Below are 18,449 nucleotides of genomic sequence, written 5' to 3'. Positions count from 1 at the left end.
ACCTCGGTTGCCGTTTTTAGTGTTTGTTCCCTCTCCCTGTGGGAGAGGGGCAGGGTGAGGGCATCAGTCCGCACCGGTCGTATTACGACGCCAGCGACAGCTCACGCTTCCCCGCATTTTGCAGTAACCACTGCGCCACGCGAGACTGCTGCTCGGCGTTGAGCCACATCCCTTCCTTGGTACGGCGCCAGATAGCATCGTCCAGACGACGCACCCACTCGTGCTCAACCAGGTAACGCAGTTCGGCTTCGTACAGCTCGTGGCCGAAATGCTCGCCCAGATCCGCCATGTCCTTCGCATCGCCCAGAATCAGCTCGGTATTGCTGCCGTAAGTGCGGGCATAGTGGCGCGCCATTCCTTCGGTGATGAACGGGAACCGACGGCGCAGCTTCGCGGCGTAATCATCGCGGTTATCGCCGATATCACCGCCGGGCAGTACCGCGCCCTTGGTCCATGCCGGGCCAATGCCTTTATAGTACGGCGCCAGTTTTTCCAGCGCGTGCTCGGCCAGCTTGCGGTAGGTAGTGAGCTTACCGCCAAACACGGAAAGCAGCGGCGCCTGACCGTCAACGTCGTGAATATCGAGCGTATAGTCGCGGGTAATGGCCTGCGGTGAGTCAGATTCGTCATCGCACAGCGGACGCACGCCGGAGTAGGTCCAGACAACGTCGTCGCGCGACAGCTGTTTCTTAAAGTGCGCGTTATACACTTTGAGCAGGTAGTTCACTTCGCTCTCGTCGATCTCGACGTTCTTCGGATCGCCTTTGTACTCCACGTCGGTAGTACCGATGATCGAGAATTCGTCCATCCACGGGATCACAAACACGATGCGCTTGTCTTCGTTCTGCAGGATGTAAGCCTGCTTCTGGGTATGCACGCGCGGCACCACAATGTGGCTGCCTTTGATTAGGCGAATGCCGTATGGAGAAGGCAGATGCATGCCGTCGTCGAAGAACTGCTTCACCCACGGGCCGGTAGCGTTCACCAGGCCGCGCGCTTTCCAGCTGAATTTCTCGCCGGTATCAATGTCTTCCGCTTCCACAATCCACAGGCCATTTTCACGACGGGCAGCGGTTGCGCGGGTGCGGGTTTTCACCTCGCCACCTTTCTTCTCAACCATCTGCGCATTCGCCAGTACCAGGCGGGCATCATCCACCCAGCAGTCGGAATATTCGAATCCGCGCACGATTTCCGGCTTAAGGACCGATTCTGAGCCAAAACGCAACCCTTTCGAACCCGGGAGGCTGGTGCGTTTACCCAGATGATCGTACATAAACAGACCGATGCGAATCATCCACGCCGGACGCAGATGCGGGCGATGGGGCAGGCGGAAGCGCATCGGAATCGCCAGATGCGGGGCCATTTTCAGCAGCACTTCACGTTCGGCCAGCGCTTCACTGACCAGGCGGAATTCGTAGTGTTCCAGGTAGCGCAGGCCACCGTGAATCAGTTTGGAGCTGGCGGACGACGTCGCGCAGGCGAGATCGTTAGCTTCCAGCATCAGTACGGACAAACCGCGTCCTGCGGCATCGACCGCAATACCGGCACCGTTGATGCCACCGCCTATCACAATCAGATCTTTGGTTTCCATAACACCCTCATGCACTTTCGTTAAAGCTCAGAAATGTTCGATATCGCTCATAATAGCAAAGGAACGCGCTTTTGGTAACATCAAAAAAACAATTTAGAGTGATATGGATAACATAATGGCGTTTACCCGCCGCCAGGACGTACACTACGGGGTAAAATCTTGTCGTTGACCACTGTAAAGAGAACACCATGGATCAGTTTGAATGTATTAACGTAGAAGAAGCCCACCAGAAGATGCACCAGGGAAAAGCGGTGCTGGTGGACATCCGCGATCCGCAGAGTTTTGCGATGGGCCATACGCCGGGCGCGTTCCATCTCACCAACGACACGCTGAGCGCGTTTATGCGCGATAACGACTTCGACACGCCGGTGATGGTCATGTGTTACCACGGCAACAGCAGCAAAGGCGCGGCGCAGTATCTGCTTCAGCAGGGTTACGACGCAGTTTACAGCGTCGACGGTGGTTTCGATGCCTGGCATCGTCATTTCCCGGCGGAAGTGGAATACGCTTTTGAGCGCTGATCCCGCTATACTGTCCTCTTTTGTGTGGAAATAAGCGACCGCTGCCCATGTTGATGATCACCTCTTTTACTAACCCGCGTGTCGCCCAGGCGTTTGTCGACTATATGGCGACGCAGGGCGTTATTCTGACTATTCAACAACATACGCAGACAGACGTCTGGCTGGCCGATGAGAGCCAGGCCGGACGGGTAAACGAGGAGCTGGCGCGTTTTCTTGAGAACCCTGGCGACCCGCGCTATCTGGCGGCCAGCTGGCAGTCCGGCCAGACCGGCAGCGGATTGCACTACAGCCGCTTTCCTTTCCTCGCCACTATTCGCGAGCGCGCGGGCCCGTTTACGCTGCTGCTGATGGCGGCCTGTATCATCGTCTTCATTATCATGAACGTGGTCGGCGACCAGAGCGTAATGATTGCCCTGGCGTGGCCCTATGACTCGTCTCTTGAGTTTGACGTCTGGCGCTACTTTAGCCACGTGATGATGCATTTCTCGGTGATGCATATCCTCTTTAACCTGCTCTGGTGGTGGTATCTCGGCGGTGCCGTTGAAAAGCGTCTGGGCAGCGGCAAGCTGATCGTTATCACCATCATCAGCGCCCTGTTAAGTGGCTACGTGCAGCACAAGTTCAGCGGGCCATGGTTCGGCGGGCTGTCGGGTGTCGTGTATGCCCTGATGGGCTACGTCTGGCTTCGCGGGGAGCGCGACCCGGAAAGTGGCATCTATCTGCAACGCGGATTAATAACCTTTGCATTAATATGGCTAATTGCCGGATGGTTTGATCTGTTTGGTATGTCTATCGCCAACGGTGCGCACGTCGCCGGGCTGGCCGTGGGGCTGGCGATGGCCTTTGCCGACACGCTCCATGCGCGAAAACGAACATAATTCTCAGGGATAATTGATGAAACAAACACAACGTCATGACGCCATTATCGAACTGGTAAAAAAACAGGGATACGTCAGCACCGAAGAGCTGGTGGAGCAGTTTGCCGTCAGCCCACAAACCATCCGTCGTGACCTGAACGACCTGGCCGATCAGAACCGTATTCTTCGCCACCACGGCGGCGCGGCGCTGCCGTCCAGCTCGGTCAACACCTCCTGGCACGACCGTAAGGCGACGCAGACGGCAGAGAAAGAGCGCATTGCCCGCAAGGTCGCCAGCCAGATCCCGAACGGCGCGACGCTGTTTATTGATATCGGCACCACGCCGGAAGCGGTCGCCCATGCGCTGCTGGATCACGAGAACCTGCGCGTGGTCACCAACAACCTGAACGTGGCCAATACCCTGATGCAGAAAGACGACTTCCGCATCATCCTCGCGGGCGGCGAGCTGCGCAGCCGCGACGGCGGGATTATCGGCGAAGCGACCCTCGACTTTATCTCGCAGTTCCGCCTCGACTTCGGCATTCTGGGGATCAGCGGTATCGACAGCGACGGCTCGCTGCTGGAGTTTGATTACCACGAGGTGCGCACCAAGCGCGCGATTATTGAAAATTCACGCCACGTGATGCTGGTGGTGGATCATTCCAAGTTTGGCCGTAACGCGATGGTGAACATGGGCAGCATCAGCATGGTGGATGCGGTCTATACCGACGTGATGCCGCCGGCGGGCGTGATGCAGGTAATTAAAGATAATAATTTGCAGTTAGAGTTGTGTTGAAAAGCCGTTCTCCCTCTCCCTGTGGGAGAGGGCCGGGGTGAGGGCGTCAGGCCGCACAAATCTAAACGCCGTACCCCATCATCTTCAACAGCTGCTGTGCATGCTGTACTGCATCCTGACGATGCGCCACGCCCAGCTTCTGGTACAGATTGCGGATATGCGTTTTGATGGTGGTCGCCGCCACCGCAAGCTCACCGGCAATCTGCTCGTTGCTGTAGCCTGAATAAATCAGCCCCAGAACCTGCCATTCGCGCTGGGTGAGCGGGCTGGTGCGGATAAGTTCCGGCACTTCCGGGTGGTTCAGCAGACGTTCAACAAAGTTCTCATCGAAATGCGCGAACTTGTGCCGATGATGCTGGTTAATCTCGCGCAGAATGCGCTGGGCGCGATGCTGATCCAGTTCCGGCAGCGTGTTGAGCTGAATCAGCTGGCGCAGCTGCTGCGCCATCACTTCCCCTTCAATTACAAAGTGGCTGATAAACCCGGTGCGGTTTGCCAGCTGCAGCGCCTCCAGCAGCACGCGCTGGGCATCGTTTTTACGACCCGCCTGCCAGTAGAGCTGGTTTTGCAGCAGCAGGTTGCGGTTCAGGTCGCTCATCAGGCGCAGGCTGCGCGCGTTCTCGTTCAGCTCCTCCAGCACAATCTCAGCGGGCTCTAATTCACCGAGCAGGATCTGCGCGCGGGCAATGTTGCGCCACTGGCTCTGCAGGAAGTGGTTGTTGGCAAATTCCGGTTTTGGCGTCTGGCGCAGCCAGTTGGCGGCAGATTTTTTATCGCCGGTCATCTGCCAGTAAATCACCCGGACCTTGTCGGCGTTTGACACCCAGTCGCTATGATACTGGCCGTTGCCGAGCAGGTTTTCCAGGCGGTTAAGATGGTTGCGGGCGTTGTCGAGATCGCCGCGCGCCAGCGAGCACTGCACCAGCAGCGCCAGGCACTGCAGCTGCTGCTGAGGCTGGAAGCTGGAAAGAACATCCACACCCTGACGGGCGCAGCTTTCCGCTTCATCCAGACGCGACCATGCCCACAGCAGCTGGGCGCGAATACGCAACAGGAACTCGTGCATCGGCAGCTGTTCCAGATGCTGTTCACGAATCAACTGGAACGCTTTTTCCTGGTTTTCCCAGGCAGCCTGCAGGAACCCCTGCGCGAATAAAATCTCGCTCTGTTGGATCAGGCTCCACAGGGCGTAATGCCAGACATCATGACGACGCGCCATCTGTTCGGTTTGCTGCATCAGTGAAAGCGATCGCGTGAGATCGCCTTTGCAGTGCAGCACTTCGCCGTGCACGGAGGTCGCCACGATACGGCTGTAGAAGTTGGCAAGCGGCAGTTCATCCAGCGCGACCATCGCCAGCCGTTCAGCTTCGTCCGGGTCGCCATCGTTAATCGCCACCTGAGCGCGCAGCGCGTTGAACTCGCCGTGCAGGGTGGTATCCATTTCGCTTTCCATCTCCTGCTCGGCGCGCGCCAGCAGGGTGTTCACTTCGCTGTAGCGATGCTGGCTCTGCATCAGCCAGGCCTGCAGCAGCACCAGACGCGGATTCTCAAGCAGGCTTTCCCACGGCAGGGCTTTGAGGGATTCTTCCAGCAGCGTCAGCTCGCTGTGGTTAAACAGGCCCCACGCATGATTGAGGAGGATATCGCGCAGCATGCTGGCATCACCGGCGGCCAGCGCGTGGTGGATGGCTTCGCTTGGGAAGCCTTGCGCCATCCAGCTTTCGGCAGCGGCGCGGTGGATCTCCGGCAGTTCAACCGCCAGCTCCCACTGACAGCGCTGGCGCAGGAAGCTGCCAAACAGCGGATGATAGCTAAACCACTCGCCCGGATCGTCCATGCGCGTCAGGAAAAGGCCCTGACGTTCAATCTCTTCGAGCTGCAGCTGGCCGTTTTCACAGCCCGTCACCCGCACGATGAGCGCATCGTTCATGGAGCGCAGCAGAGAGCTTTTCAGCAGGAAATTACGCGTTGAGGGATCGACGCTGTCCAGCACCTCATCCACGAGATAGTCAGAAAGGTGGCTGGCGTTGATGCCCGCCAGGCGCCGCGCAGACTGATGTGCCGGACTGTTATTTTGCCGGGCTGAGAGGGCAATCAGCTGCAGCGCCGTTGCCCAGCCGGCAACGTCATCACACAGGCGGCTGCTTTCGGCGGCCTCAATCGGTGAGTTCAGGCGGCAGTCAAAGAACTGTTTCGCTTCCTGGTGGGTAAAGGCCAGCTGCTGGCTGCCCACTTCCAGGAGCTGATCGCGCACGCGCAGGTTGGCAATACCCAGCTGCGGCAGGTTGCGTGACAGCACGACTAAGGTCAGGTTTTCCGGCTGATGGCGCAGGAAGAAACGCATCGATTCATGAATTACCGGGTTAGTGATGAGATGGTAATCATCAATCACCACGTAAAGCGGGCGATGCCATTCGGCCAGTTCGATAAACAGCTGAGAGAAAAGGGAGGACAGGCTTGCGTACTGGCGCTTTTGCACCATCACCTCACTGGCGACGCAGTGTCCATGGGTTGCTTGCTGTATGGCGGCAATCAGATAGCTGGCAAAACGCTCCTGCTGGTTATCGCCCTCGTCGAGAGAGTACCAGCCAAGATCGCTTTTACCCGCGGCCCATTGCGAAATGAGCGTTGTTTTTCCATAACCTGCAGGGCTCGTAACCAGCGCCAGTCGGAAATTATGCGCGCCGGAAAGTTTAGCCAACAGACGCTCGCGGACCACTGTATGGTCAAGGCGAACTGGGCGACTTAATTTAGACGGAATCAACATAGGTTTCACTTCACTGTGGGGAACGAGAGATTTTATTTTTTTTGCGCTTCGTAATTAATGGATATAAGGTCGGCCAATAAGTTAACTATTGCAAGTTATGTCTGGATTTGGTGGCTGTGAATTTGCACTCTGTCACAAAACATTCAGGCAGAGGAGGGAACTTTCTGAAAAGGTCTTTGATGCCCCGTCAATGCTGGCTTGTATGGCTGTGCTGCGGCTGCGCTGAAACTGGTTTCAGAAAGGGATAGTGACGTCGAATTTAATATACTTCTGGTAAAGTTAAGGGAGATTAATAATCTCCTTAGCGATTTCCCGATTGCCGAAATATTATTCTACGTAAGTAATTATTTCGGCGGGGTTTAATTTCACCCGAAACCGCATTTCATTTCTTTGACATTCTCCTCGGTTACTTTTTTATCTTCCGGGCACACTCGAACTATGCTCTGAGAGTGGCCTCGATCACACTTTTATGCTCATCCCCGTTACTCCTCCCTGTCTAATCCCCCACAGGAGGAGGAAGAGGGGAAATGAGCCAGGCACACTAGCGCCAACTTGTGTTTTCTTTCTAAAGGATGCCGATCCCCTATGTCACAGCCTACTTTCAACAAAGCTCAATTCCAGGCTGCCCTGACGCGTCAGTGGCAGCGTTTTGGCCTTCATGCTGCAAACGAGATGACGCCTCACCAGTGGTGGCAGGCAGTGAGCGGTGCGCTCGCAGAGCAGCTGGATGCTCAACCCCTGGCAAACCCGGTAAAAGGCCAGCGCCATGTAAACTACATTTCAATGGAATTCCTGATTGGCCGTCTGACGGGCAACAACCTGTTGAACCTCGGCTGGTATCAGGAGGTCGGTGACGTTCTTAAAGAACACGACATTAACCTGACCGACCTGCTGGAAGAAGAGATTGACCCGGCGCTGGGCAACGGCGGCCTGGGACGCCTGGCGGCCTGCTTCCTGGACTCCATGGCGACCGTCGGCCAGTCGGCGATTGGCTATGGTCTGAACTATCAGTACGGCCTGTTCCGTCAGTCGTTTGCCGACGGGCATCAGATGGAAGCGCCGGACGACTGGCATCGCAATACCTATCCGTGGTTCCGCCACAACGCGCAGCTGGACGTACAGGTTGGCATTGGCGGGAAAGTGACAAAGCAGGGTCTCTGGGAACCGGCGTTCACCATCACCGGCGAAGCCTGGGATCTGCCGGTGCTTGGCTACCGTAACGGCGTGGCGCAGCCGCTGCGTCTGTGGCAGGCGAAGCACGCGCATCCGTTTAACCTGACCAAATTCAACGACGGCGATTTCCTGCGCGCCGAGCAGCAGGGCATCGATGCCGAGAAGCTGACCAAAGTCCTCTACCCGAACGACAACCACCTGGCCGGTAAAAAGCTGCGCCTGATGCAACAGTACTTCCAGTGCGCCTGCTCCGTGGCGGACATTCTGCGTCGCCATCACCTGGCGGGCCGCAAGCTGGAGCAGCTGCCGGACTTTGAAGTGATTCAGCTCAACGACACGCACCCGACCATTGCCATCCCGGAGCTACTGCGCGTGCTGATCGACGAGCACCAGCTGAGCTGGGATGACGCCTGGGCCATCACCAGCCGTACCTTTGCCTACACCAACCACACCCTGATGCCAGAAGCGCTTGAGTGCTGGGATGAGAAGCTGGTGAAAACGCTGCTGCCGCGCCACATGCAGATCATCAACAAAATTAACGACCAGTTTAAAAAGCTCGTGGATAAAACCTGGCCGGGCAACAAGTCGGTCTGGGCGAAGCTGGCGGTGGTTCACGACAAGCAGGTGCGCATGGCGAATATGTGCGTTGTCAGCGGGTTTGCGGTGAATGGCGTGGCGGCGCTGCACTCGGATCTGGTGGTCAAAGATCTCTTCCCGGAATACCACCAGCTGTGGCCAACCAAATTCCACAACGTGACCAACGGCATCACGCCGCGTCGCTGGATCAAGCAGTGCAACCCGCTGCTGGCCGGCCTGCTGGATAAGACCCTGAAGAAAGAGTGGGCCAACGATCTGGACCAGCTCATCAACCTGGAAAAATACGCTGACGACGCGAAATTCCGCGAGCAGTACCGGGCGATCAAGCTGGAGAACAAGGTTCGCCTGGCGGAGTTTGTGAAAGTGCGTACCGGGATTGAGATCAACCCGAACGCCATATTCGATATCCAGATCAAACGTCTGCACGAGTACAAACGCCAGCATCTGAACCTGCTGCACATTCTGGCGCTGTACAAAGAGATCCGCGAGAACCCGCAGGCCGACCGCGTGCCGCGCGTGTTCCTGTTCGGTGCGAAAGCGGCGCCGGGCTACTACCTGGCGAAAAACATTATCCTCGCCATCAATAAAGTAGCGGCGGCGATCAACAGCGATCCGAAAGTGGGCGACAAGCTGAAGGTGGTGTTCCTGCCGGATTACTGCGTCTCGGCGGCGGAAATGCTGATCCCGGCGGCGGATATCTCCGAGCAGATCTCAACCGCAGGGAAAGAAGCCTCCGGTACCGGCAACATGAAGCTGGCGCTGAACGGCGCGCTGACCGTCGGCACGCTCGACGGGGCGAACGTCGAAATCGCCGAGAAGGTGGGCGAAGAGAACATCTTTATCTTCGGCCATACCGTGGAAGAGGTGAAAGCCATCAAGGCCAAAGGCTATGACCCGGTGAAATGGCGTAAGAAAGACAAAGTCCTCGATGCGGTGCTGAAGGAGCTGGAGAGCGGTAAATACAGCGACGGCGATAAGCACGCGTTTGACCAGATGCTGCACAGCATGGACAAACACGGCGGTGACCCGTATCTGGTAATGGCGGACTTCACGGCCTACGTTGAAGCGCAAAAGCAGGTCGACGTGCTGTATCGCGACCAGGAAGCGTGGACCCGCGCGTGCATCCTGAATACCGCCCGCTGCGGTATGTTCAGCTCTGACCGCTCAATCCGTGATTATCAGGCCCGTATCTGGCAGGCAAAACGCTAAGGAAGCGCGATGGAGAGTAAACGTCTGGACAGTGCCGCGCAGGCGGCGGGAATTAGCCTCAGTTACATCAATGCGCACGGCAAACCGCAGTCTATTGGTGCGGACACCAAAAGACGTTTGCTGGATGCCATGCACAAAACCGACGCGAAAGCGTCGGCTGCTCCGGTGCCGAACGTGAAGGTATTCACCGCAGGCAAAAAGATGCCGCTGGCGGTGGAGGGGCGCGGCGAGTTTAGCTGGCTTCTTACCACCGAAGAGGGGCATCAGCATAAAGGCCACGCCACCGGTGGCAAAACGTTAAACCTTCCGGCAAAGCTGCCGGAGGGGTATCACACCTTAACGCTCACCCAGGACGATCTGCGTTTCCACTGCCGGGTGATCGTCGCGCCAAAACGCTGCTACGAGCCGCAGGCGCTGCTTGAAGGCAAAAAGCTGTGGGGCGCCTGCGTGCAGCTCTACACTCTGCGTTCCGACAGCAACTGGGGCATCGGTGATTTTGGCGATCTGAAAAAGATGCTGGCATCCGTGGGCGAGCGCGGCGGCGCGTTTATCGGTCTCAACCCGATCCACGCGCTCTATCCGGCCAACCCGGAGAGCGCCAGCCCGTATAGTCCGTCGTCCCGTCGCTGGCTGAACGTTATTTATATCGACGTTAACGCCTTAGATGATTTCAAAAACAGCCAGGAGGCGCAGGCGTGGTGGAAACTCAGCACCACACAGCAGGCGCTGAAGCAGGCGCGCGAAGCTGACTGGGTGGACTATTCCACCGTCACGGCGCTGAAAATGGCCGCGCTGCGCCTGGCGTGGAAAGGCTTTTCGCAGCGCGATGACGAGCAGATGGCCGCGTTCCGCCAGTTTGTGACGCAGGAGGGCGAGAGCCTGTACTGGCAGGCGGCGTTCGATGCGCTGCACGCATATCAGGTAAAAGAGGACGAAATGCGCTGGGGCTGGCCGGTCTGGCCCGAAGCGTATCAGAGCGTCGACACGCCTGAAGTGAAAGCGTTCTGTAAAAAAAATGCCGATGAAGTGGACTTCTACCTGTGGCTGCAGTGGCTGGCTTATAGCCAGTTTGCCGCCTGCTGGCAGGTGAGCCAGGGCTATAAAATGCCGATTGGCCTGTACCGCGATCTGGCCGTGGGCGTGGCGGAAGGCGGCGCGGAAACCTGGTGTGACCGTGAGCTTTACTGTCTGAAAGCCTCCGTCGGCGCGCCGCCGGATATCCTTGGCCCGCTGGGCCAGAACTGGGGATTGCCGCCTATGGATCCGCACGTCATGGCGGAGCGCGCTTACGAGCCGTTTATCGACCTGCTGCGCGCTAACATGCAGAACTGCGGCGCGCTGCGTATTGACCACGTAATGTCCGTGCTGCGTCTGTGGTGGATCCCATACGGTGAAACAGCCGATCACGGGGCGTATGTGCAGTATCCGGTTGACGATCTGCTGTCGATCCTGGCCCTGGAAAGCAAGCGCCATCAGTGCATGGTGATCGGTGAAGATCTCGGTACCGTGCCGGTGGAAATTGTCAGCAAGCTCCGCGACAGCGGCGTCTACTCCTATAAAGTGCTCTATTTTGAAAACGACCATGAGAAAACCTTCCGCGCGCCGCAAGCGTACCCTGAACAGTCAATGGCAGTCGCGACGACGCATGACCTTCCTACGCTTCGTGGCTATTGGGAAAGCGGCGATCTGACCCTTGGCAAAACGCTGGGCCTGTATCCTGATGAGGAGGTGTTACACGGCCTGTATCAGGATCGCGAGCTTTCCAAACAGGGGCTACTGGATGCGCTGCACAAGCAGGGCTGTCTGCCGAAACGTGCGGGACATAAAGCGTCATTGATGTCGATGACCGCGACCCTCAATCGCGGTTTGCAGCGCTATATTGCCGACAGCAACAGCGCGCTGCTGGGGCTGCAGCCGGAAGACTGGATTGATATGGCGGAGCCGGTGAACATCCCGGGCACCAGCTATCAGTACAAGAACTGGCGTCGCAAGCTGTCCACCACGCTTGAGGCGATGTTTGCCGATGATGGGGTGAACAGGCTGATCAAGGATTTGGATAAGCGGCGAAAAGCTGCTGGTAAGAAGTAATAAAAAACCCGCCAGTGGCGGGTTTTTTATTATCAGGCAGTGCTCATGCAGGTCGGGTAAGGCGTAGCCGCCACCCGACTTAGGGCATCAGACCACCATGTTGAGCAGCAGCACCCCGACCAGACCACACACCGAAATAATGGTTTCCAGCGCGGACCAGGACTTGATGGTTTCACCGATCGTCAGGTTGAAGTACTCCTTGAACAGCCAGAAGCCCGGGTCGTTAACGTGAGAGAAAATCACGCTACCGGAACCGACGGCGATAACCATCAGCTCAGGGCTTACGCCCGTGGTCGCAATCAGCGGGGCAACGATACCGCCTGCGGTGATCGCCGCAACGGTCGCTGAACCCAGCGCAATACGCAGAACCGCGGCAATAGACCAGGCCATCAGGAGCGGCGATACGTTGGTTTCATGCATCATGGCGGCGATGTATTTGTCCACGCCGCTGTCGACCAGAACCTGCTTGAATGCACCGCCACCGCCGATGATCAGGAGCATCATGGCAATGATTTTGATTGAAGAGGTCAGCGTGTCGTTGATCTGATCCATGGAGCGGCCACGGTTCAAACCGAAGGTGAACATCGCGATCAGCACGGCAATCAGCGTTGCCATCACCGGGTCACCCAGGAATTCCGCCACGGACAGGAACGCATGACCTTTAGGCAGGATCATCTCCGCCACGGCGCGCATCGCCATCAGGATCACCGGTACCAGGGAGGTCCAGACGCTGACGCCAAAGCCCGGCATCTCTTCTTCGGTGAAGGTTTTGGCGCTGTACAGACCTTCCGGAATCGGCTTATCAATGCCTTTCAGGAAGCGGGCATAAACCGGGCCGGCCAGAATCACCGTCGGGATCGCCAGAATCGTACCGAACAGCAGAGTTTTACCCATATCCGCGTGGAAGATGGTCGCGATAGCGGTTGGACCCGGGTGCGGCGGCAGGAAGCCGTGGGTCACGGACAGCGCCGCAGCCATTGGCACGCCGACATACAGCAGCGGGATGCTCGCGGCAGCCGCAATGGTGAACACCAGCGGCAGCATCAATACGAAGCCCACTTCATAGAACAGCGCGAAACCAACGGTAAAGCCGGTTAACACCACTGCCCACTGAATGTTCTTCTTACCGAATTTGTCGATAAGCGTGGTGGCAATACGCTGCGCGCCCCCGCAGTCCGCCAGCATTTTACCGAGCATGGCGCCGAAGCCCATGATCAACGCCAGGCTGCCGAGCGTGCCGCCAACACCGGCTTTAATCGAGCTGATAACTTTCACCAGCGGCATCCCCTGCATCAGACCGACTGCAAGTGCCACCAGAACCAGAGCGATAAATCCGTTCATTTTGAAACGGATCATCAAGAGCAGTAATAACACAACACCGATAGCAACGATGACTAATGGCATGATTTACCTGGCCTTTGAATTGTTATGGGTAACGTCATTGTTTCAACGACAAATTCCGATTGTCCCAACTGGGAACAGAGAAGTAACGGCACTAATACTGATGCCTTTTAAACGATTAAGTTTAGTCGGCTGTTATGGGTGTGCTTAGTGCCCATGAGAATGATACGGGTAACATGACGTGATTGAGAATCACCCTGGCAGGCAAAATGTGAATTATGAGACGCAGGTCAACATATAGAGGGGAGCGAAGAGGGGGAGCAGGGTTTTGTAGGCCCGGTAAGCGCAGCGCCACCGGGCAATACAGATGGGCAATGAATCAGTAGTAAGAGTGCTCGCCGCGCTGGTGTTCGGTCAGGTCACGCACGCCTTTCAGTTCCGGGAACTCGTTCAGCAGCTGCTTCTCGATCCCTTCTTTCAGGGTGACATCGACCATTGAACAACCGTTACAACCGCCGCCAAACTGCAGGATGGCAAAACCTTCGTCGGTGATTTCCATCAGGGAAACACGGCCGCCGTGGCCCGCCAGCTGTGGGTTGATCTGGGATTGCAGCAGATACTCAACGCGCTCCATCAGAGGGGCATCGTCAGACACTTTACGCATTTTCGCGTTCGGCGCTTTCAGGGTAAGCTGAGAACCCAACTGATCGGTGACGAAGTCGATCTCCGCATCTTCAAGATACGGTGCGCTCAGCTCATCAACATAGGCGGTGAGCTGTTCAAACTTAAGGGCAGTGTCAGTAGCTTCCACAGCGTCCGGAGGACAATACGAAACACCACATTCTGCATTCGGAGTGCCTGGATTAATCACAAACACGCGGATCTGCGTCCCTTCTTCCTGATTTGCCAGCAGTTTGGCAAAGTGCGCTTGTGCAGAATCGGAAATACGGATCATAGCTTTGGCCTAATAGTTGACTAAATTACCTGGGTATAATCATACGCCCATTGAAGAAGGGCTACAAGGTACGGCACAGACACCATACCTGAACCGACGCGGCGCCGCTTTGCAAAAGCAGTCGGGAAAGTTCAGCAACGGTACTGCCTGTGGTGACAACATCATCCACAATCGCGATATGGAGCCCGTCGACCGGCAATTCAAGGCGAAAGGCATTTTTGAGGTTTCTTTTGCGAAGCCGGGCGCTGAGCTGATGCTGGATGGCGGTGGCATGAACACGTGTCAGCGCGCGGGCATCATACCGACAGCCGAGCCACCGTGCGAGGGGACGGCAGAGCAGGTCACTCTGGTTATAGCCGCGCCGCCAGTGACGACGTCGGTAAAGGGGGACACTCACCACCATGTCGATTTTCGGCAGTGCCCGCTGACGTCGCGCCTGCAAAACCGCCAGCAACAGCAGGCGAGCAAGGGGCTGTGCCAGCGAGCTCTGCCCGGAAAACTTCAGCGCATGGATCAGCCTGTTCAGCGGTGGAACATAATCATCCACCGCCACCATCGCGCTCCACGGCGGGGACTTTTTCAGGCAACGGCCACAGGGCAAAGCGGGATTCGTGGCCGGTAAACCACATTGTGGGCAGATCCCGATACGCCATTGCAGCGATCGCGTACAGACGGAGCAGATGCCCCACCCGCCTAGTGCCAGCGGCATTCGGCATAGCCAGCACAACCCAGGTACTGTTAGCATGTGCAACCTCCATGTGAAAAAAGAGAACAGTAACTGATGAAGACGCTGTGGTGGCAGACCGTCGGGACAGGAAATTGCCATCTTGTGCTGCTGCACGGATGGGGACTGAATGCTGAAGTATGGCGTTGCGTAAGCGAGGAACTCGCCTCGCATTTCACGCTGCATCTGGTGGATTTGCCGGGTTATGGCCGCAGCCGCGGTTTTGGGGCCATGTCGCTTGATGAGATGGCGGAGCAGGTTCTGAACGCTGCTCCGCAAAATGCCATCTGGCTGGGCTGGAGCCTGGGCGGGCTGGTGGCGAGCCAGATTGCGCTGTCGAGACCTGACCGCGTAAAAGCGCTAGTGACCGTGGCGTCGTCGCCCTGTTTTAGCGCGCAGGACGCGTGGCCAGGGATAAAACCCGAGGTACTGGCGGGCTTTCAGCAGCAGCTGAGCGACGATTTCCAGCGGACCGTAGAGCGGTTCCTCGCGCTGCAGACGATGGGTACCGAAACCGCGCGTAAGGATGCCCGAACGCTGAAGCAGACCGTGCTTTCGCTGCCGATGCCGGAGGTTGAGGTGCTAAACGGCGGACTTGAGCTCCTGAAAACGGTTGACCTGCGCGAGCCGCTGGCCGCGCTGACGGTGCCGCACCTGCGTATCTACGGTTATCTCGATGGGATTGTGCCGCGCAAAGTGGTTCCGCTGCTGGATTCGCTCTGGCCGGAGAGTGAATCGCAGATCGTTGCCAAAGCCGCACATGCCCCGTTTATCTCTCATCCGACGGAATTTTGTTCAGCGCTGATTGCGTTAAGTCAACGTTTCGACTGATTATTTTCTATCCTGCCTGGAAAAAGTAACACACCGCAACCATACTCCAGATGTCGTTGCGGTTGTTCTGCCTACGATAATCAAAACAACAATCCTATGGAGAGTCAGGCTATGAAACTTGTTACAGGTATTGTCACTTCTCTGGTTATTGGGTCACTGTCATTTGGCGTCTTTGCGGCAAAAGAGCTGGAAAAAGATAAAGTTGCCAGCATGAATCTGACGAAAATTGGTGAGATTTCTACGTCTGACACCACCGCGCCGATGGATGCTCGCAGAGAGCTGTCGAAGAAAGCGGATGAGCTGGGCGGAACGTACTACGTCGTCACCAGTGCAGAAAAACAGACCAAAAACGTACGCGCAACGGCGGACGTCTACAAGTAATACGATAAAGCCGGGCAGCGATGCCCGGCTTTGTTAACGCAGCGTCCACCACTCCCTGAGGCAGGCCTTTCCTTCCGGACAGCTTTTACAACTGCCGGAGAGACAACCGTCCGCTTCTTCCTGAATCCGCACGGCTTTCCCCATGGCTTCCAGTCTTTCCAGCATGGCATCGATCATCGGCTGCGGCGTATGCAGGCTGAGGCTCAGCTGTTTCGCCTCCATTCGCCCCTGCAGTGCCAGCAGGTCACGAACCTGAATCAACGATGCCATGGTTTACTCCTTAGTGACAGTCGCCCGCCGGGCTGCTGCAGCAGGTCGCGGCGGTTTTACGGTTTGCCAGCAGGTCGATGTCGACGCGGCTGCGCGCACGCCGCAGCAAACCGAGCACTATCACGTTAAACAGCACAACCGCGAGAATGCAGACCAGGCTGTAGCGCGGATGCTGGCTGAAATTAACGGTTTGATAAAAGAGCGTCGAAAGCGAGTACGCAATGTTTAACCCCCACAGGATGGAGAAGCCCATCCAGCCGCGGCTGGACTCGCGGGCAATCGCCCCCATCACGGAGATGCACGGAATGTAGAGCAGAACAAAGATGAGGTAGCTGTAGGCCGCGGACGCGCTGCCAAATTTCTCGCCCATCACGCCCATGGCTCCCGTCGCCATTTCGCCGTCGCCTTTGCTGGCCTCAATAGGGTTCGCCAGCACGCTCAGGCTGAAGGTGTCTTTCAGGCTCTGCCAGGTCTCCTCTACGGCACCCAGCAGTTCATGACCGAGATGAAACTCTGCCGGATTAAATTCCTGTTCCTGAATGTTCTCTGCGGTGTAAAGCGTGTTCAGGGTGCCGACAACCACCTCTTTCGCCATCGCGCCGGTGAACAGCCCGACGGTTGCCTGCCAGTTATCCTCATGCACGCCAATCGGTTTAAAGACCGGCGTGATGACGCGGCTGACGGAGGCGAGGGCAGAGTCGTTAATGTTATCTGCCGCCTGTCCGCTGAGGGTGAAGCTGTTCAGCGCGCTCAGGAAAATGCTGACGATGACAATCACCTTACCGGCGCGCAGCACAAAGCCCTTCAGGCGCTGCCAGGTCTGGATCGCCAGGCTTTTCAGATGCGGCACGTGATACACCGGCAGCTCCATTACAAACGGTGACGCTTCACCGCGCATGATGGTGTGCTTCAGCATCAGACCGGTGAGGATCGCCATCACGATGCCCAGCACATACAGCGAGAAGACCGCCAGCGCGCCCTGCTGACCAAAGAAGGCTGCGGCAAAGACCGCAAAGATGGCCAGACGGGCACCGCAGGACATAAACGGCGCCATCATAATGGTCATCAGACGCTCGCGCGGCGCATCCAGGGTGCGTGCGCCCATCACCGACGGCACGTTACAGCCGAAGCCGACGATCAGCGGGACGAAGGATTTACCCGGCAGGCCCAGCGCCTGCATCAGACGATCCATCACGAACGCCGCGCGCGCCATGTAGCCGGAATCTTCCAGGAACGAGAGGAACAGGTACATCATGCCGATCTGCGGCACCAGCGGCAGAACGGTATTGATACCGCCGCCGATCCCCTGCGCGAGGAAGATGGTGAGCCATTCCGGGAAGTGCAGAGTGTAACCCACCCACTGGATCCCGTGGACGAAGACCGCGACGGAACCGGCGTCAAAAATCGGCTGCAGTGCGCCACCGATGTTAATGGCAAGCAGGAACATCACGTACATCACCAGCAGGAAGATGGGCAAACCGAGGAAGCGGTTAAGCACGACCTTATCCACCGCCGCCGTAAAGCGGCTGGGCTCTGCCGTCAGGGCGTTACTGACAACGTCGCAAATCGAGGCTATGGCCTGGTAACGCGCATCGGCGATATGCAGCGCCGGGTCGTCCAGCTCGTCGCTAAGACGGGCTACCGTCGCGTCCAGCTTATCGGCCGCATGCCCGGCGTAAGCGCGGCTGTAGATATCCCCTTCCAGCATCTGCAGGCCAAGCCACAGGCGCTGTTTTGCTGGCATACCGGTGTCCATCTCCTGCGCCAGCACGTTGGCTTCGCGCAGGAGAGGCTGGGCGTAATGCACAAGCTCAACGTCGCGATTTCCCGCGTGACGGTCAATGGCCAGCTTCAGCGCATCAATACCGCGAGCGCGCGTCGAGACCAGCGGAACGACCGGGCACCCCAGGCGCGAGGAGAGGGCATCGACGTCGATGCGCAGCTTTTGTTTCTCTGCGATGTCGAGCATGTTGAGCGCCACGATGCAGGGGATACCCAGCTCAAGCAGCTGCAGCGTCAGATAGAGGTTACGCTCGAGGTTTGAGGCGTCGACCACGTTGATCAGCAGGTCCGCGTCGCCGCCAAGAATATAGTGACAGGCGATTTGCTCATCGAGCGAGGTTTGCGACGAAATGGTGGTTAAGGAGTAGGTGCCGGGAAGGTCAACCAGCGTCACCTGGTTGTCTGTCGTCGTGAACTGGCCCTCTTTACGCTCAACCGTCACGCCCGCCCAGTTGCCCACGCGCTGGCGAGCCCCGGTCAGCTGGTTAAAAAGGGTGGTCTTGCCGGAATTAGGATTGCCAATTAAGCCAATAGCTAACTTTTTCATTTTTTTAGACTCACTGAAA

General features: G+C 57.3%; 14 protein-coding genes. 7 read left to right on the top strand and 7 right to left on the bottom strand.

Going from position 1 to position 18,449, the window contains the following annotated elements:
- Window positions 1-82 precede the first annotated feature (82 nt).
- Complete coding sequence (gene glpD / locus ACW9E7_RS18920) at window positions 83-1,591, bottom strand: glycerol-3-phosphate dehydrogenase (protein WP_136195950.1); 1,509 nt, start codon at window positions 1,589-1,591, stop codon at window positions 83-85.
- Between the two features lie 188 nt (window positions 1,592-1,779).
- Between glpD and glpE the strand changes: the two genes are divergently transcribed.
- From glpE to ACW9E7_RS18905, 3 genes are read left to right on the top strand one after another with little or no spacing between them, the layout of a single operon-like run.
- Window positions 1,780-2,112 (top strand): thiosulfate sulfurtransferase GlpE, encoded by a 333-nt coding sequence (gene glpE, locus ACW9E7_RS18915; protein ID WP_115876843.1) that lies wholly within the window; start codon window positions 1,780-1,782, stop codon window positions 2,110-2,112.
- 47 nt (window positions 2,113-2,159) lie between these two features.
- Entirely contained in the window at window positions 2,160-2,990 is an 831-nt protein-coding gene (gene glpG, locus ACW9E7_RS18910; protein WP_133295266.1) for a rhomboid family intramembrane serine protease GlpG, read from the top strand.
- 16 nt (window positions 2,991-3,006) lie between these two features.
- Window positions 3,007-3,765, top strand: coding sequence for a DeoR/GlpR family transcriptional regulator (locus ACW9E7_RS18905; protein ID WP_008503060.1), 759 nt, complete (start codon window positions 3,007-3,009; stop codon window positions 3,763-3,765).
- 61 nt (window positions 3,766-3,826) lie between these two features.
- Here the strand turns inward: ACW9E7_RS18905 and malT are convergent, their stop codons facing one another.
- Window positions 3,827-6,532 carry an HTH-type transcriptional regulator MalT gene (gene malT, locus ACW9E7_RS18900; protein WP_008503059.1) on the bottom strand — a complete coding sequence of 902 codons (2,706 nt, stop codon included), beginning with the start codon at window positions 6,530-6,532 and terminating at the stop codon, window positions 3,827-3,829.
- 585 nt (window positions 6,533-7,117) lie between these two features.
- Here malT and malP point away from each other — a divergent pair.
- Window positions 7,118-9,511, top strand: coding sequence for a maltodextrin phosphorylase (malP, locus tag ACW9E7_RS18895; protein WP_458728205.1), 2,394 nt, complete (start codon window positions 7,118-7,120; stop codon window positions 9,509-9,511).
- Between the two features lie 9 nt (window positions 9,512-9,520).
- A complete protein-coding gene (gene malQ / locus ACW9E7_RS18890) occupies window positions 9,521-11,599 on the top strand; it encodes a 4-alpha-glucanotransferase (protein ID WP_458728204.1) in 2,079 nt (692 codons plus the stop codon).
- Window positions 11,600-11,686: 87 nt separating this feature from the next.
- Here malQ and gntT read toward each other — a convergent pair whose 3' ends face one another.
- The 3 genes from gntT to gntX form a co-directional block, all read right to left on the bottom strand.
- On the bottom strand, window positions 11,687-13,003 hold the full coding sequence (gene gntT / locus ACW9E7_RS18885; protein ID WP_024907902.1) for a gluconate transporter: 1,317 nt from the start codon (window positions 13,001-13,003) through the stop codon (window positions 11,687-11,689).
- Between the two features lie 316 nt (window positions 13,004-13,319).
- A complete protein-coding gene (gene nfuA, locus ACW9E7_RS18880; protein ID WP_008503055.1) occupies window positions 13,320-13,895 on the bottom strand; it encodes a Fe-S biogenesis protein NfuA in 576 nt (191 codons plus the stop codon).
- A 61-nt stretch (window positions 13,896-13,956) separates the two neighbouring features.
- Window positions 13,957-14,640, bottom strand: a complete 684-nt coding sequence (gntX, locus tag ACW9E7_RS18875; protein ID WP_127732505.1) for a DNA utilization protein GntX — start codon at window positions 14,638-14,640, stop codon at window positions 13,957-13,959.
- Window positions 14,641-14,676: 36 nt separating this feature from the next.
- On the opposite strand from gntX, the gene bioH reads away from it, so the two are divergent.
- Both bioH and ACW9E7_RS18865 read left to right on the top strand, forming a co-directional pair.
- Window positions 14,677-15,450 carry a pimeloyl-ACP methyl ester esterase BioH gene (gene bioH, locus ACW9E7_RS18870; protein WP_252093621.1) on the top strand — a complete coding sequence of 258 codons (774 nt, stop codon included), beginning with the start codon at window positions 14,677-14,679 and terminating at the stop codon, window positions 15,448-15,450.
- 111 nt (window positions 15,451-15,561) lie between these two features.
- Window positions 15,562-15,831 carry a YdgH/BhsA/McbA-like domain containing protein gene (locus tag ACW9E7_RS18865; protein ID WP_048976276.1) on the top strand — a complete coding sequence of 90 codons (270 nt, stop codon included), beginning with the start codon at window positions 15,562-15,564 and terminating at the stop codon, window positions 15,829-15,831.
- A 33-nt stretch (window positions 15,832-15,864) separates the two neighbouring features.
- Here ACW9E7_RS18865 and feoC read toward each other — a convergent pair whose 3' ends face one another.
- Together feoC and feoB are read right to left on the bottom strand one after the other, a co-directional pair.
- Window positions 15,865-16,101, bottom strand: a complete 237-nt coding sequence (feoC, locus tag ACW9E7_RS18860; protein ID WP_048976275.1) for a [Fe-S]-dependent transcriptional repressor FeoC — start codon at window positions 16,099-16,101, stop codon at window positions 15,865-15,867.
- Between the two features lie 10 nt (window positions 16,102-16,111).
- Window positions 16,112-18,430 (bottom strand): Fe(2+) transporter permease subunit FeoB, encoded by a 2,319-nt coding sequence (gene feoB, locus ACW9E7_RS18855; protein WP_458728203.1) that lies wholly within the window; start codon window positions 18,428-18,430, stop codon window positions 16,112-16,114.
- Window positions 18,431-18,449 lie beyond the last annotated feature (19 nt).

This window comes from Enterobacter sp. H2G27, assembly GCF_054403075.1.
This window is presented reverse-complemented; position numbering and strand designations above follow the sequence as displayed.

Coding starts and splice junctions, on each gene's coding strand:
- ACW9E7_RS18905 (WP_008503060.1), top strand. CDS start 3,007: ATGAAACAAACACAACGTCATGACGCCATTATCGAACTGGTAAAAAAA.
- bioH (WP_252093621.1), top strand. CDS start 14,677: ATGAAGACGCTGTGGTGGCAGACCGTCGGGACAGGAAATTGCCATCTT.
- malQ (WP_458728204.1), top strand. CDS start 9,521: ATGGAGAGTAAACGTCTGGACAGTGCCGCGCAGGCGGCGGGAATTAGC.
- feoB (WP_458728203.1), bottom strand. CDS start 18,430: ATGAAAAAGTTAGCTATTGGCTTAATTGGCAATCCTAATTCCGGCAAG.
- glpE (WP_115876843.1), top strand. CDS start 1,780: ATGGATCAGTTTGAATGTATTAACGTAGAAGAAGCCCACCAGAAGATG.
- glpD (WP_136195950.1), bottom strand. CDS start 1,591: ATGGAAACCAAAGATCTGATTGTGATAGGCGGTGGCATCAACGGTGCC.
- nfuA (WP_008503055.1), bottom strand. CDS start 13,895: ATGATCCGTATTTCCGATTCTGCACAAGCGCACTTTGCCAAACTGCTG.
- malP (WP_458728205.1), top strand. CDS start 7,118: ATGTCACAGCCTACTTTCAACAAAGCTCAATTCCAGGCTGCCCTGACG.
- glpG (WP_133295266.1), top strand. CDS start 2,160: ATGTTGATGATCACCTCTTTTACTAACCCGCGTGTCGCCCAGGCGTTT.
- ACW9E7_RS18865 (WP_048976276.1), top strand. CDS start 15,562: ATGAAACTTGTTACAGGTATTGTCACTTCTCTGGTTATTGGGTCACTG.
- gntT (WP_024907902.1), bottom strand. CDS start 13,003: ATGCCATTAGTCATCGTTGCTATCGGTGTTGTGTTATTACTGCTCTTG.
- feoC (WP_048976275.1), bottom strand. CDS start 16,101: ATGGCATCGTTGATTCAGGTTCGTGACCTGCTGGCACTGCAGGGGCGA.
- malT (WP_008503059.1), bottom strand. CDS start 6,532: ATGTTGATTCCGTCTAAATTAAGTCGCCCAGTTCGCCTTGACCATACA.
- gntX (WP_127732505.1), bottom strand. CDS start 14,640: ATGCTAACAGTACCTGGGTTGTGCTGGCTATGCCGAATGCCGCTGGCA.